Source organism: Erythrobacter sp. Dej080120_24, assembly GCF_036322605.1.
Lineage (GTDB): Bacteria > Pseudomonadota > Alphaproteobacteria > Sphingomonadales > Sphingomonadaceae > Erythrobacter > Erythrobacter aurantius.
The window spans coordinates 857,106-872,248 of the sequence record NZ_AP027262.1; the positions used below are offsets into that span (position 1 = coordinate 857,106).

Sequence of the window (15,143 nt, forward strand, 5' to 3'; positions counted from 1 at the left end):
TTCAGAGTTCTCCTGCCAGAGTGCACAGACGAGACGGGCTTACGGAGTAGGCGCTGGCGAACTGCTGCTGCGCGTTCATCGGCAATCCCGACGCGAGCTTGCATATGTCAGCTTGGTATTGCGCCACCTCGAGTTCCTTGCCTGCGCATGCCATGGCGACAAAACCGGCTGCTTCCAGCTCAGCCTGATGCGCCTTGGGCACCATTACCGTGAGAGGGGCCGCCGCTGGGGGGCTGCTTGTCAGGCAAACCGGGGAGGATGCTGACTGAGCCAGAAGTGCCGATCCACCCAATCGAGGCCCGGGCGCAAGAATGGCCGGAGCAGCGGCCAGTGTGAGTACCGTCAGTCGATACTTCTGTTTCATGGTGAGACCCCTGTTCCATAAGCTGAAGACGTTACCTGGAGCGCCCCTGAACTGGTCAGGGAGTATCCCGGATCAAAGTTGGGAGGCAGCCAGGTCGTGTAGACAGTGACATTGGTCGTGAGCAGCGTGCAGACCGCCCATGGAGATCCGAACAGGTTGCCGGTCATGCAGGAATAATTCGCCGCATGGGCCGGCAGGACATTCAGACCATTATCCGTAATAGTGATCGATGAGGGAGGCGGCGGAGGAGGAGGAGGAGGAGGAGGCGGAGGCGGTGGAGGCGGAGGCGGGGGAGGTGGTGGTGGCGGCGGAGGCGGCGACGAGCCTCCAGAACATTCGACACTCCCGCTGCTCGTGTTAGCTGTGTATTCGGTACGATTTCCAGCAGCATCGTAACAGATCGACTGCGTCTCGCCGTTGTTCTGACCGCCGGTTGTGACGACCTTGATGAGGCGCCCGAGCGCATCATAGGTGTAGGTCTCCGTGCTCGACTGCGCATGCGCCACCGAGGCACAGGAAAGAGCAGCTAGGGAGGTACTCGCGAGAAACAGAATACGGTGCATGAACAGCAGGTGCCTTTTGCAGCAAGTTCTCGTCAGGACTGCAAAATATCCGAGTAATATCAATGACAATATTCACCCGACCTGAGGGCTGTGAATTGTTGTTTCCCGGATTTCTGCGGCATCGGGCAACTTGCCCTACAGAAAAAATGAAGGTGCGCCTGAACGCAGATTTGAGCGGATCTGCACCCGCGGACGCACCAACATCTTGGGTAAATCGGACAAATATCCCGAATCGCCACAATCTCCCGACTGCGATTCGCCCGCGCTACCCGCTCCGCAATCGCGGCAGCGCAGGCTCACCGCCGTTATCCTCGCAGACGCGCTCGAAGTGCCTGAGCGAACGGTAGCCAAGCGAGCGGAGTACCGGCCCGAACAACATGTTCGCGCTGCGATACTGCTGTTTGGAGCGCATTGTCGGGGCTTCAAAGGTACGCTCAAACCAATCGCGTTCGCCGGACACGATGGCCTCGAGGCGCGGCAGGCGCATCATCATCAGCGGACCGCTTGCCGCGTTCAGGTCATGCGACACCTGCCATCGCGCCGGAAGGTCGCGGTCGGTGAGTGCAATCAGGCCGAGCCACAGCTTCCAGACCAGCGCGGGAGCATCGGTGCTAATGGCAAGCACCATCTCGGCAACGAAGTAGTCGCGAAGCCGCCGCAGTTCTTCCCATCGGGGCACGTCTTCGGCATCCAGCGGACCGCGCACAAGGTACTGTGTGCCATCCTTGCTGAGGATGATGTCATCAGGATGTGGCCATGGCTCATCAGGCTCTACTTGGCCCTGCGCCAGAGCCGCTTTCCATTTGCGGGCCTGCTCGAGCCGGAGGCCCCGCAAGAAGCGGAAAATCCGCATCTCCTCCTCAGCTTTCTCCCTAGCAGAAGAGGCTTCAATCTCAGCCATGGCTCGCTCCCTTGCTTCCTTGCGAGCCTCGCTCCTTTCTACGTCACGGTGGATCTCGCGCAGTGCGTGCGGGTTGCCTTCAGCCGCCAGCTTGATCTGCTTGTGGCGAAGGATCTCAAGCATGGTCATTTCGACCTGCTTTCCACCCTCAATGACCACGTGGCGCCTGCTGAGAAGCTTGCGAAGAACTGCGTCGGATTCGCGCTCGGGATCGGCCGCCGGGATCTGCTCCACCTTTTTTCTCTTTGGACGTCCCCCGGGATTGCCCGACTGACCCTTGCGGAACTGCCCATCCCGGGGCGGGCGTTTGTAACCAATGCGTTCGTCATCAGCTCGATCATCCATTAGCCCGCTCCTCTTCGAGAACAGCAAGAGCCTTGCCGCTGGTCATGTTGGTGGCACTGCGTCCGGTGTATGCCTCCCAGCGGCGGACGATGGTGTCGCAGTAGAGTGGATCGTATTCGACAAGGCGCGCCCTGCGCCCGGTTTTCTGCGCTGCGATCACTGTCGAACCCGAGCCACCGAAACAATCGAGCACGATCTCGCCGCGGCGCGAGCAGTCGAGGATCGCATCGGCCACCAGCGCAACCGGCTTGACCGTAGGGTGCATCGTCAGCTCCTCTGCCCGGTTGCGGCCGATCGAGGAGATCCCTGCGTGGTCCCAGACATTGGTGCGGTAACGCCCCGTATCGCCGAGCCCGAAGGTGTTGGTGTGCTCTGCGGTGCCATGCTTGAACACGAAGATCAGCTCGTGCTTCGAGCGATAGAAGGTGCCCATGCCGCCATTGGTCTTGTTCCAGACTACAAGGTTCCTGAGATCGGTGAACACCTTGTCTCCTGCGACAAGCAGCTCGCGCATGTGACGCCAGTCCATGCAGACAAAGGCAATCGCACCGTCACGCATGACGCTGGCGGCATTGCCAAGCGTCACTTCGAGGAAGCGTGTGAACTCGTCCTCGCTCATCTCGCCGCTGGCAAAGGCAAACTCGCGGTGCCTGATCCCGCCCTTGCCACAGACATGACCGTCGATCTTCACGTTATAGGGCGGGTCGGTGAACACCAGATCAGCGCTTGCCCCGTCCATCAGCGCCCCGATATCGGCCGGATCACGCGCATCGCCGCAGATCAGCCGATGCTCTCCCAGCAGCCAGATGTCGCCGCGCTGCGATACCGGTATTGCTGCCGGCTCGGGGATCCGGTCCTCGGCTGCATCGCGCGCGTCCAGCCTTGCCTCGCGTGCAGCTTCAAGTGTCAGGTCGATCTCGGCAAGGCTGAACCCGGTAAGCCCGATATCGAAATCAAGATCGATCAGCTCCTGCATCTCGATCGCGAGAATCTCGGGATCCCAGCCCGCATTGAGCGCGAGCTTGTTATCAGCGAGCATATAGGCCCGTTGTTCTGCCGGGCTCATGTGCGAGAGTGTGATGGTGGGTACGCTGGTAAGACCCAGCAGCCGTGCTGCCTCGACCCGGCAATGGCCGGCAATAATCAGGTTGTCGTCATCGACCAGCACCGGGTTCGTGAACCCGAACCGTTCGATGCTGTCAGCAATCTGCCTTATCTGCTTGCGGGAATGGGTGCGCGCATTGCGCGGGGACGGGGTTAGCTTTGCTATCGGTTGTTGGGCAATCGCTTGCGCAAACCGGCATCCGGTACTTTCCATGGGACTTCTCCATAATTTGCAACTTGTCTGTTCAAGTCAGTCTCAGTCACTGGTTCAGTCCTCCTTCTGGTGAGCGCCCATTATGCCTCAGCAAGGCAAACCGCGTCAGCCCCGGTCCGTTCTTGCGCGCCGATAGCTGTGGAGACTTGTGGATAATGTTCACTTTGCGTTCCTCGGCATGTGAGGAGCCCGCATCCTCCAGCAACAGCAATCCGCGCGTACATATTGCGGGGATGGAGAAAGCTCCGCGATCAGCACCTCGACAAGTGCGCGCACATACAGCTTCCGATTGTAGCGTTCGGCATGCTGCCGAAACTGAGCGCGCTGCGATCACACGGCGCAGAAGTGTTTTCAGGCATTTTGGACATTACCGAACTCCTCAGGACTGTCTCGCGACGGTCGCATTGGGGGGTGAACGGTTCTTCGCTTTCTTGCGCCCCGGAACGCGTTCCGGGGCAACGCCAAATCCTGGTGGGATACCGTCGGTGCTACGGGCTGCGGATTGGACCGTTCGGCAGGTTCCGGACTTGCGATGCGGCGAGCGTTCAGCGATCTGTCCTGCGCCCCTGTTCTGCGGGATAACAGGCCCTGATCGGTCGATTGAATTCCCTGTTATGGCCGAACAAATTCCCTGTTCCGTCGAATAACAGGGAAACGGGATGTGCCGGCAAATAAAGGACTGAAATTGCACGCAAAAATCTCCAATCCAAGGTCTGGATCGGGCAAATTTCGCCTGTTTCAGGCCTCAAATGAACGAATTTCCCTGTTATTCCCTGCAAAACAGGGAAATCAGGCAAGAGCAGCGTTCGCTCCAGACTGCGTCGCGCACCATTCCCCATCCTGCCCGATGATTTGCCTCAGCGGCTTTGCCGCCATCGGGTTGTGGGCGTGGGGCGTATCGGCCATAGGCCGTTCAGGCCTTCGCCGGGGAAGCCTCGCGGGAATCAAGCCATTCAGCGGCCTTGACGCCGAAGGTGATCAGGAACGGTACCAGCACGAAGCTGAGCGTTACCTTGGCCAGCACCTGCCCGATCAACAGATTGGTAATGTCGAATTCGCCGTAGAAAGCGAGCGTCACAAAAATGATCGAGTCCACCGCCTGGCTGAGCGCCGATGCGATTGCGCCGCGGATCATCAGGCCGACGGTGGTGGCTTCGCCACTGCCGCGCAGCTTCGAAAAGATCCAGACGTTGAGAAGCAGCGACGTGATGTAGGCGGCAGGCCCCGCCATCAGGATGCGCGGGGTCTGACCCAGCACCGTCTCGAACGCGGCAAGATCGGTGGCGCGGAATTCCAGCATCTCGGGCGATGCGGGAAGGGACAGAACGAGATAGATGAGCGCCGCCGAAAGCGCCAAGGGCAGGAAACCGATCCAGATCAGCCGATTGGCGAGCTTTTGTCCGTAAAGCTGGGCAATCGTGCTGGTGATCACCACCAGCAGCAGGAACGGAAAAATGCCCGCTTCCACCGCAAGGTTGCTGGGCCACAATTGCACCTGCTTGAACGCGACGACCCCGGCCAGCACCGTCATCCCTCCGTAAAGGATGATGTAGACAAACAGCCCCGTGGGCGTGGCCAGCGCGGCCGCCGCATTGGGGCCGGTCGTTTCTTGCGGTTTCGCGGTGTCGTTCATGTCCAATCGGTAAGCGAGCGCCCCGCAAAAGAAAAGCCGGATGCATCGCAGTTTCACCATGCATGCGAACATCGGCTTGCGGTGAAGCGCGCCAGCGCGCTAGATGGGCTCTGATACAGCGTCGCTGCGGGGGCGACGCGCGGGATCACAACGGCATATTCTTGAAGGGGCACCGCCTTAGCTGCGGTGAGACACAACATAACCTCCATCCTGTTCAGCCTGCTCGGCATCGTCGCAATCCTTGGCATCGCTTTTCTGCTTTCCTCGGGAAAGAGGAACATCAAGCTGCGCGTCGTCGGCGCGGCCTTTGCCTTGCAGGCATTGATGGCCGTGCTGGTGCTGCGGACCGATTTCGGCGTGCAGGTGATCAAGTTCCTGTCTGACGGGGTGATCGCGCTGCTGGGCTATTCGGTGCAAGGCATCGAAACGCTGTTCGGCCCGATGGGAACAAACCCCTTCGCCAACACCTTCCTGATCGCAGCCCTGCCCGTGATCGTGTTCTTCGCCGCGCTGGTTTCGATACTTTATTATCTGGGCGTGATGCAGCGGCTGGTGCGGTGGCTGGGTGGTGCGATCGGCTGGATCACGGGGATCAGCAAGGTCGAGGCGCTGGGAAGCGCCGCCAATATCTTTGTCGGCCAGTCGGAAAGCCCGCTGGTTGTGCGGCCCTATCTCGCCGCGCTGCCGCCTTCGCGCCTGTTTACGCTGATGTGCGTGGGCATGGCGGGCGTGGCGGGGACGATCCTGGCCGCTTATGCCGCCTTCCTTGGTGACGACGCCGTGCCTTACTTGCTGGCAGCCGCTTTCATGTCGGCGCCCGGCGGCATCCTGATGGCAAAGATCATCATGCCCGATGATCCGGAGGAAGCCGCCGAACATGACAAGCTGATGGAGGATGTGACCGTTTCCGAAACATTCGAGGACGGCGCGCATCCGACGAACATCATCGAGGCTGCGGCACAAGGCACGCAGACGGGTGTGAAGCTGGCCGTGGCTGTCGGCGCGATGGTCATGGTGTTCGTTGCGCTGGTGGCGCTTGCCAACGGTATTCTGGGGGGCATCGGAGGCTGGGTCGGCTACCCGGACGTCACGTTCCAGCAATTGCTCGGCTATGTCTTTGCTCCGGTGATGTTCCTGATCGGCATTTCGGACTGGAACCAGGCGCAGATCGCGGGCGGATTGTTCGGAACCAAGATCGTGCTCAACGAATTCGTTGCCTTCATCGAACTGGGCGCGGTCGAGGGGCTGACCGAGAGGAGCCGTTCGATCCTGACTTTCGCACTGTGCGGTTTCGCCAATTTCTCGTCCATCGCCATCCAGATGGCGGTTACCGGCGGGCTTGCCCCCAATCAGCGGCCCGTAATCGCGCGGTTGGGGCTGAAGGCGCTGGCGGCGGGCAGTCTCGCCAATCTTATGAGCGCAGCGCTGGCGAGCCTTTTCCTGCCGTTTTGACGCGCATCAATTACTGATCCTCCAACCTGCGTGAAGGGGCAAGGGCACAATCCCTTGGCACTCCAACGCGCGAGCCTATAAATGAACCTCATGACAGACATTCAATCCGCTGATGGCATCGCCACCGTATCCCTCGCCCAGCCGCTCGAAGATATTGCCGACAAGCTGGGACGCAGCTTTGCCGAATACGGCTTTGCAGTGATCCGCGATCATGGGATCCCGCAAGAACTGATCGACCGGGCCGAAGCGACATCCAAGGCCTTCTTCGCGCTGCCCGAAGAGGTGAAGCGCGCCTATCACAAACCCGGCGCGGGCGGTGCGCGCGGCTACACCCCGTTCGGCACCGAAAAGGCCAAGGATGCCGAGATTTTCGATCTCAAGGAATTCTGGCACGTTGGCCGCTCGCTGCCTGAAGGCCATCCGCTGGCCGAATACATGGCCCCGAACGTCTGGCCGGACGAGATCGAAGGGTTCAAGGATACCTTCAGCACCCTTTTCGCAGCATTCGAAACCGCCGGCGGCCGCGTGCTGGAAGCGATCGCGCTGCACCTCGGGCTGGATCGCGATTTCTTCGCGCCGACAGTCGAGGACGGCAATTCTGTCATGCGTCTGCTGCATTACCCGCCGCTTGGCCCCGATGCGCCCGAAGGCGCGATCCGCGCCGCAGCGCATGGCGACATCAACACCATCACCCTGTTGCTGGGAGCAGAGGAAGCGGGCCTCGAATTGCTGACCAAGCAGGGTGAATGGTGCGCGATCGACGTGCCCAAGGGGGCGCTGGTGATCAATGTCGGCGACATGCTCGAACGGCTAACGGCGGGCAGGCTCCGCTCGACCACTCACCGCGTCGTCAATCCGCGCGGTGCAGGGGCGCAGCGTTCACGCTATTCGATGCCGTTCTTCCTGCATTTCCGGCCCGACTACCTGATCGAGCCGCTGGAGTGTTGCATTGCACAAGGCGCGGGAGACGTGCCCGAACCGATCAGCGCTCACGACTTCCTGCAGCAGCGCCTGCGCGAGATCAATCTCGCCTGATCGCGGGTCGAGGCGGTAGCGAATCACCGTCACAAATCGGTCAAATTCAGTCGGTCCCGTCGCAAAAACGCCCTGTCGAGGGGGCGTTTGAGCCCGCCAAAAAAAGCCCGCTTCGTTGCGCAGATGCAACACAGGCCCGGTTTACGGCGGAATTCCGCCAGTTTTCGGGTGCAAAGCCCTGTGGATGAATCTAGCGGCCCGTTGCGTCTTGGCAGGTTTCACAGAATTGTCACAAAACCGTCGCTTTTGTGCAGTGCAACCCGCTTAGGGACGCGCGCATCACATCACTTCTCTCCACCGTGATCAGGGGCACCCTCACATGAAAATAAAGTATCTTCTGGCAGCGAGCGTAGTAAGCCTCTCCGCCGCAGCCACCATCGCAACGCCTGCCTATGCGCAGCAGATTACGTCGGGCGTCGAAGGTCAGGTTACCGATGCCAACGGCAATCCGCTGACCGGCGCGACCGTAACCATCACCGACGAACGCACCGCGCAGACCCGTACTGCGACCACCAGCGCAGACGGCAGCTTCCGCATCCAGTCGCTCCCGCCGGGTGGCCCCTACACCGTGACGGTGACTGCTGACGGGTTCGAAGGCCAGACGGTCGAAGACGTCTTCACCAGCATCTCGGGCAACACCGGCTTCACCTTCGCGCTGACCGAAGGTGCCGCCAACACCATCATCGTTACCGGCGCTCGCGCTCGCGTGACTCAGGTTGCCGTTGGTCCGGGCACCGCCTTCGACACGCAGACGCTCGAATCGTTCCCGTCGATCACCCGCGACATTCGCGACATCATCCGCATCGACCCGCGTGTCGCTCTCGACAACCAGAACGACGTCGATCGTATCTCCTGCCTTGGCGGCAACGATCGTTCGAACACCTTCACCGTCGACGGTATCGTCCAGGCTGACACCTTCGGCCTCAACGGCACGCCGTTCGCGGCGCGTAACGCGCTCCCGCTGCCGTTCGATGTGGTCGATCAGGTTTCGGTCGAATTTGCACCGTTCGATGTCGAATATTCGGAATTCACCGGCTGTCTCGTCAACGTCGTGACCAAGGCCGGTGGCAACCGCTTCAGCGGTTCGGCTTTCATCACCTACTTCGACGGCGGCCTGCTGGCTGACGAAATCGAAGGCCGTCCGCTGCAGGGCAGCGAAGAAAAGCGCTGGGGCGCGACGCTTTCGGGTCCGATCATCCCCGATCGCCTGTTCTTCTCGGTCGGTTACGAAGAAACCGATCTGGGTGACGGCAACGAATTCGGTCCGGCTGGCGGCGGTTTCGCCAACGAAGCAAACTTCGTAACCCAGGCACAGTTCGACGAATTCGCCCGCATCGCGCGCGATGTCTATGGTCAGGACGTTGGCGGTTACCCGACCACGCTGGCCGAAGCTTCGATTCGTTACTTCGGTCGTATCGACGCGATCATCAACGACAACCACCGTCTCGAAGCAACCTATCAGCGTCTTGAGGAAACCAATGTCGAAAGCGACACCGGTGCCCAGGAACTGACCGGTCTGAACTCGTTCGAAGACGAAGGCACGATCTCCGACTACTACTCGGTCCGTCTCTACTCCGACTGGAGCGACACGATCTCGACCGAACTGCGCGTGAGCCGCGCCGAAGTTGGCGACGTTCAGGGCCCCGTCGGTTTCGGCGAAGCACAGTCGGACAACCCGGCCGTGCGTCTCGTTGTCGGCGTTCCGCCGGTTGCCGGCCAGACCACCCAGAACGGCATTCTGTCGACCGGCCCGGGCATCTTCCGTTCGGCCAACCAGCTCGACACGAAGATCGATCAGGTCCGTTTCCAGATGAATGTGGACGCCGGTGGCGGTCACTTCCTCAAGTTCGGTACCGAAATCAACGATCTGGAAGTCTTCAACCTGTTCGCCATCAACGCGACCGGTACGCTGTTCTTCCGTAACCTGACCGACTTCGAAAACGGTCTGGTTGCCAGCGGTTCCTCCTCCAGCGTGTTCGGCGACATCGCCGACAACCTCGCTGCAGGAAGCCTCGGCGGCGGTACGATCAACGCCACGCCGAGCGGCGACATCAACGAAGCTGCCGCGCTGTTCAGCCGCACGATCTATTCGTTCTACGCACAGGACGAATGGCAGGCGACCGACCAGCTGTCGATCAACGCCGGTATCCGCGTCCAGCTGTATGATGGCGGCGCACCGCGCACGAACCCGGCCTTTGCCGAACGTTACGGCTTCACCAATGCCAACTCGTTTGCTCGTCTCGACACGGTACTGCTGCCGCGTCTCTCGGCGACCTACGAATTCGACAATGACGGCTTCTTCTCGAACAGCCGTCTGACCGGTGGTGTCGGCATCTTCTCGGGCGGTGACCCGGTGGTGTATTTCTCGAACGCATTCTCGAACAACGGTTTCTCGACCGGTGAAGGCACCACCTTCCGTTCGCAGTGCGCCGGGTTCACCAATCCGGACGGTTCGTTCAACGTCCTGCAGGGCGGCAGCTTCGCCGGCTTCCCGCAGTGCGCGATCGCAGCCGGTTCGGCTCAGGCCGCTGCCGGTCTGTCGGACACGCAGTCGACCGATCCCGAATTCGACGTGCCGACCGTGGTGCGTGCGAACATCGGTTTCTCGACCGACTTCGGCGCTGAAACGGGCTTCTTCAGCAACTGGCGCCTGAACCTCGATTACATCTACTCGCGGTTCAACGACACGCTGAACTTCGTCGACCTGGCTCAGACCCCGAACATCACGCGCGGCCTCAACGGCTTCACCGTGGACGGGCGTCCGATCTACGCTGCGATCGACCCGACCGATCCTGACGCAGCCGGTTGTAACGCCACGCTGTCGTATTCGGGCGGCACTCCGCCCGTCTGGAACAATGTCACTGCTGCATGCTTCAACCGCATCGGTCGTGACGATGAAATCCAGCTGACCAACGGCCCGAGCTACGAAAGCCACGTTGCTTCGATCATCCTGTCGAAGAACTTCCAGGGTGGCCTGCTCACCGATGGCGGTTCGGTCCGCGTGAACTTCGGTTACGCCTTCACCGACTCGGAGAACAACCGCAACAACGGTTCGTCGACCGCAACTTCGTCCTATGACGTGACCGCGGCCTTCGATCGTCAGAACCCGGCTGTGTCGACTTCGAACTTCGAAACCCGCCACAACTTCACCGCTGCGGTGAACTTCCGTGAAGAATTCTTCGATGGGTATGACACCAACATCGGCTTCTTCTTCCGGGCGCGTTCGGGTCTGCCTTACAGCCTGACCTTCGACGGCGGCGGCGTCTTCAACGACAGCTCGTCGGGTTCGGACAACGCGCTGCTCTACATCCCGAGCGGCCCGAACGATCCGAACGTTTCGCCGAGCTCGGATCCGGCAGCCGTTGCCTCGCTGCTCAACTACCTCGCCACCAGCGAAGTGGGCGGCCAGTGCGACTTCGAACTGGGCGAATCGATCGCGCGCAACACCTGCCGCAACGATTGGCACTTCGATCTCGACCTGCGCTTCAGCCAGGAACTGCCGTTCATCGGCAAGCTGACCGGGATCACCGACGATCGCATCACGCTGTTCGCTGACTTCCAGAACTTCCTCAACCTGCTCGACAGCAGCTGGAACGTGCTTCGTGCACGCGGTGACTTCACCGATCTGGTCGACGGCGGTGTGGACTCGCAGGGTCGCTACATCATCAGCGGTTTCAACCCGGATGATCAGAACGACCTGCGCATCGGCCCGTCCGCATGGCGCATCCAGGTTGGCGCTCGTTACGAATTCTAATTCGTCGCCAACTTGCCAACAAACACGCGCGGCGGGGCCTTCGGGTCCCGCCGTTTGCGTTTCAGGGGTGAGTCAACGCCCTGCAACCCCCACCAAAGGCGCTCTGTCATCCGCCAGATCGAGCAGATCGCGGGCCAGCGTCTTGCGCAGCTGGCTGGACATGTTCTGCCGGATCGCACGTTCCAGCGCGGCGGCCTGATCGCCAAGCTCGGCTTCACCGAAAACCGCGGCTGTCCCGGCCAGACGATGGACGAGCCGCGCCAGCTCCTCGCCCGTATCGGTCACGGGGCAATCCCGCTCAAGCGCCCCACTGTCTAGCGCACGGCGAACGGCACGGATCGTCTCCTGACGGCGATTCTCCCACTGGCGTTGCAGCTTTGGCGTATGGTGCTGCGTGGGGGGCGCGGCCTCGCACCCAGCTTGACCTGCATCGACGATGCGCGTCGGCAACCAGCGTTGGAGCACGCGCGCCAGATCGGCAAATGCCAGCGGCTTTGCCAGATGGCCCTGCATCCCGGCTTCCCGCGCATCGGCGATATCTTCAGGGAAGGCATTGGCTGTCAGCGCGATGATAGGCAGCACGCCTGCGCTGATACCCTCGGCACGGATGGCCCGCGTCGCGGCATAGCCATCGCAGACGGGCATCTGCACATCCATCAACACCAGATCAAACGGCTTGCCGCGCATCATGCCGTCCATAACCATGGCGATGGCTTCATGCCCGTCATGCGCGACCTCCACGGTTTGCCCGCAACGCTCCAGCATCTCCGTGCCAAGCACCCGGTTCACCTCATTATCCTCGACCAGCAGCACTCGTGCTGCATCGGGCAGGGGAAGAGCGGGATCTGGCGGCAGGGTGGAAGGTTCGAGCGTGTCAGGCTCGGCGAGCGAAGCTGGCAGGGCGACAGTGAAGACCGATCCTTGGCCGGGCGCGCTCTCGACCTCGATACGCCCGCCCAGCAATTCGGCGAGTTGGCGGCTGATGCTCAGCCCCAGTCCCGTCCCGCCAAAACGCCGCGCCGTGTCTGTTTCGCCCTGTGTAAAGGGAGAGAAGATGGCCTCGAGGCTGTCCGCGTCGATCCCGATCCCGGTATCGGCAATTTCGATCCGGACTTCGCCATCGACCAGTCGGCACCGGATATCGACCGAACCGCTCGGCGTGAATTTCACCGCATTGCCGATCAGATTGAGCATGATCTGGCGCAGCCTCAGGCCGTCCGTCACGATCCAGCGGTGCTTTTCCGATCCCTCTTCCTGATCCTTGTGAAACGAGAGCGACAACCCCTTTTGCGCCGCTGCCGGGGCATGGAGCGCCGTGCAATCCGCTATCGTGGCGAAAAGGTCGACCGGCCCCTTATCAATCGCCACCTGACCCGCTTCAATCTTCGACAGGTCGAGAATGTCATTCAGCAACATCATCATCGAGCGGCCCGATTGGGCGATCATCTGAGCGTAGCGGCGTTCCTGATCGGATAGATCGCCTTGCAGCAAGAGGTCTGCAAAGCCCAATACGCCGTTCATCGGAGTGCGGATCTCGTGGCTCATGTTGGCAAGGAATTCGCTCTTGGCGCTGGCGGCATCCTCGGCCTTGCGCCGTGCACGGGTCAGCAGTTGTTCCAGCTCCACCCGCGCGGTGATGTCGCGCGCCGAAATGACGACGCCGCTGCACATCCCGGTTTCGGAATCGATCGCGATGGCGCAATCGGCCTCGATATAGACGGGCCGCCCATCCCCGGCATCGCAATCGCGGCGGTAGCTGATCCGTTCCTTGTCCATGTCCCCGCGCAACAGCCGATCGACCACTTCGGCAAAGCGCAAGCCCGCGTCGTCATGCGTGGTTTCGAAGAGCGGGCGGTCGATCAGGTCACCGGGTTCACGCGCCAGAACCTCCCGCACCGAAGGGGAGGCATAGGTGCAAATGCCGCGCCGGTTGATCCGCAGAACCGCGTCGGTCACGTTTTCCGCCAGCAGGCTCAATTCGCGCCGCCCGCGAACCAGTTCTGCCGTCATGCGATCGCGCCCGGCGAGGATTGCCGCAATCGGCAGACCGGTAAGGAAGTTCGCGGCGATGAAAGCCTGCATCACGAACATCTTGCCAATGTCGGTTCCGGCATTGCCTGCAATGGGGCCGTATCCCGAAAAGGTCATCCAGCTGGCCAGGATTGCCGTGCCGGGAACATAGAGCGCCGTCCCCAATCCTCCCAGCCGGAACGCCACCAGCAGCGTAATCGGCGGGATGACGAACATCAGCGGATAGGCGCTCTGGCTGAATACGATCATCACCGCGATCATGCCCCCCAGCATGAGCGCGCTGTGCTCGAGGGTTTCGGCTGCGTTCGAACTGTCCCGCACACGCACTGCCTCTGCGATCAGCAGCACGGCGGGTACGATCAGGATCATTCCCATGCTGTCCGCCAGGAACCAGGCAGCCGCCCCCGCGATGGCATCGGGGACTGACCCGGCCATGCCGAATGCGGCGACGGTCGCCGACACAACCGGGCCGATGACTCCGCCGCAAAACAGGAAGCAGCCGAGGTGGTGGAGATCGGTCATCGCGGGTCGACCGCCGCATCCCCTACGGGTCAGCCGGGTGATCAGCGCGATGTCGATCAGGTTCGCTGCCGTCAGCAACAGCGATTGCAGCGGGGCAAAACCGGCATGGGCTTGCGCGCCAAGGCTCGCCATTGCGATGCAGGCATAAAGGGGCACTTCGCTGCGTGGCCGCGCCAGCAGCAGGACGGCAACAGCAACGGCATTGGGTAGCCACACGCTCGCCAGCACCGCGTCGAAACGCGAGAGCGCGAGGCAGATGACGCCAAGCATGAAGAAGCCCAGACCCGTCAGCAGCGCGATGCCGAGACTGCGCAGGTCGACCGGGGCAAGGGGGATGGGGAAGGCGAAGGTGTTGATCTTTCTTGCTCCTTCGTGCGCAGGGTCCATCGCATTTGTCCCGATTGGTGGTATAAGCAGCGAGCGTCGCGGACGTGATCGTGACGCGGCGGGGAGGGCTGGACGCTAAGGTGGCACATTCGGGATGAGCACCCCTCAACACGGCTATCCGGGAAAACCGAAGCGGCTAAGCTTGCCTCTGTTGCTGGCGATTGCGGTGTTCCACGTGGTCGCGCTGTACGGCCTGTCGCGGCTGCTCGCGCCCGAATTCACCGCGAGTGTGGAGCGCGAAGTCGCAGCGGTCTTTACCGTTACCGTCACCACCCCTGACGAGCCGGAAACTCCGCCCGAACCCGATGAGGGCGCGCAAGGGAATCCGGGTGAGGAGGCCGTGCCGCAGCCGGTGACAGCGCCGCGTACCCCGATCGAGCGCAAGCCCGAACCCCGGCCCGAAGCATCTTCAACTGGCACGGCGGACAGATCGGGCGCCCGCGAATCCGGCGACGGCACAGGCGCCCAAGGTGACGGGCTGGGGACGGGCAGCGGCAATCAGGGTGGCGGGCAAGGCAATGGCGTTGCGGTGCGCCCCAGCGTGCGATCCGGCAGCCTCGATGTGCGCCGCGACTTCCCGGTCCCCGAAGGCGGGCGCGCGGCGCGCTTCGGCACATCCGTCACCGTGTTCTTCACCGTCACCAAGGATGGCCGTGCGCGCGATTGTTCGGTCACGCAAAGCAGTGCGGATGCGCAAAGCACCGCTCTCGTATGCCCGCTGGTGATCGAGAAAATCCGGTTCAACCCGGCGCGCAACCGTGCCGGTGATCCTGTCGAAGCGCGCTATGGTTACCGCGTTGATTTTCGGGAGCGTTAGTTCGGTCTTCACGGGATTTAC

Annotated in this window: 9 protein-coding genes; 4 read left to right on the top strand and 5 right to left on the bottom strand. The window is 61.6% G+C overall.

Annotated features, from left to right (window positions below):
* Position 1 precedes the first annotated feature (1 nt).
* The 4 genes from AABA34_RS04295 to AABA34_RS04315 form a co-directional block, all read right to left on the bottom strand.
* Entirely contained in the window at positions 2-364 is a 363-nt protein-coding gene (locus tag AABA34_RS04295) for a hypothetical protein (RefSeq protein ID WP_338304038.1), read from the bottom strand.
* A gap of 828 nt (positions 365-1,192) precedes the next feature.
* A complete protein-coding gene (locus AABA34_RS04305; protein WP_338304040.1) occupies positions 1,193-2,173 on the bottom strand; it encodes a DUF5681 domain-containing protein in 981 nt (326 codons plus the stop codon).
* Positions 2,166-3,491: a site-specific DNA-methyltransferase gene (locus AABA34_RS04310; RefSeq protein ID WP_338304041.1), complete on the bottom strand. Its 1,326-nt coding sequence runs from the start codon at positions 3,489-3,491 to the stop codon at positions 2,166-2,168. The genes AABA34_RS04305 and AABA34_RS04310 overlap by 8 nt, the downstream gene beginning before the upstream one ends.
* 913 nt (positions 3,492-4,404) lie before the next feature.
* Positions 4,405-5,124 (bottom strand): queuosine precursor transporter, encoded by a 720-nt coding sequence (locus tag AABA34_RS04315; RefSeq protein WP_338304042.1) that lies wholly within the window; start codon positions 5,122-5,124, stop codon positions 4,405-4,407.
* Positions 5,125-5,310: 186 nt separating this feature from the next.
* On the opposite strand from AABA34_RS04315, the gene AABA34_RS04320 reads away from it, so the two are divergent.
* The 3 genes from AABA34_RS04320 to AABA34_RS04330 all read left to right on the top strand — a co-directional run bounded on the left by AABA34_RS04320 (position 5,311) and on the right by AABA34_RS04330 (position 11,365).
* Positions 5,311-6,576: a NupC/NupG family nucleoside CNT transporter gene (locus AABA34_RS04320; protein ID WP_338304043.1), complete on the top strand. Its 1,266-nt coding sequence runs from the start codon at positions 5,311-5,313 to the stop codon at positions 6,574-6,576.
* Positions 6,577-6,666: 90 nt separating this feature from the next.
* Entirely contained in the window at positions 6,667-7,611 is a 945-nt protein-coding gene (locus AABA34_RS04325) for an isopenicillin N synthase family dioxygenase (RefSeq protein ID WP_338304044.1), read from the top strand.
* A 319-nt stretch (positions 7,612-7,930) separates the two neighbouring features.
* A complete protein-coding gene (locus tag AABA34_RS04330; RefSeq protein ID WP_338304045.1) occupies positions 7,931-11,365 on the top strand; it encodes a TonB-dependent receptor in 3,435 nt (1,144 codons plus the stop codon).
* A gap of 72 nt (positions 11,366-11,437) precedes the next feature.
* On the opposite strand, the gene AABA34_RS04335 is transcribed toward AABA34_RS04330, so the two are convergent.
* The gene (locus tag AABA34_RS04335; RefSeq protein ID WP_338304046.1) at positions 11,438-14,305 is read right to left on the bottom strand and encodes an ATP-binding protein; all 2,868 of its coding nucleotides are present in this window, start codon (positions 14,303-14,305) and stop codon (positions 11,438-11,440) included.
* Positions 14,306-14,399: 94 nt separating this feature from the next.
* Here AABA34_RS04335 and AABA34_RS04340 point away from each other — a divergent pair, with 94 nt between their 5' ends.
* The gene (locus AABA34_RS04340) at positions 14,400-15,122 is read left to right on the top strand and encodes a hypothetical protein (protein ID WP_338304047.1); all 723 of its coding nucleotides are present in this window, start codon (positions 14,400-14,402) and stop codon (positions 15,120-15,122) included.
* Positions 15,123-15,143: the final 21 nt, after the last annotated feature.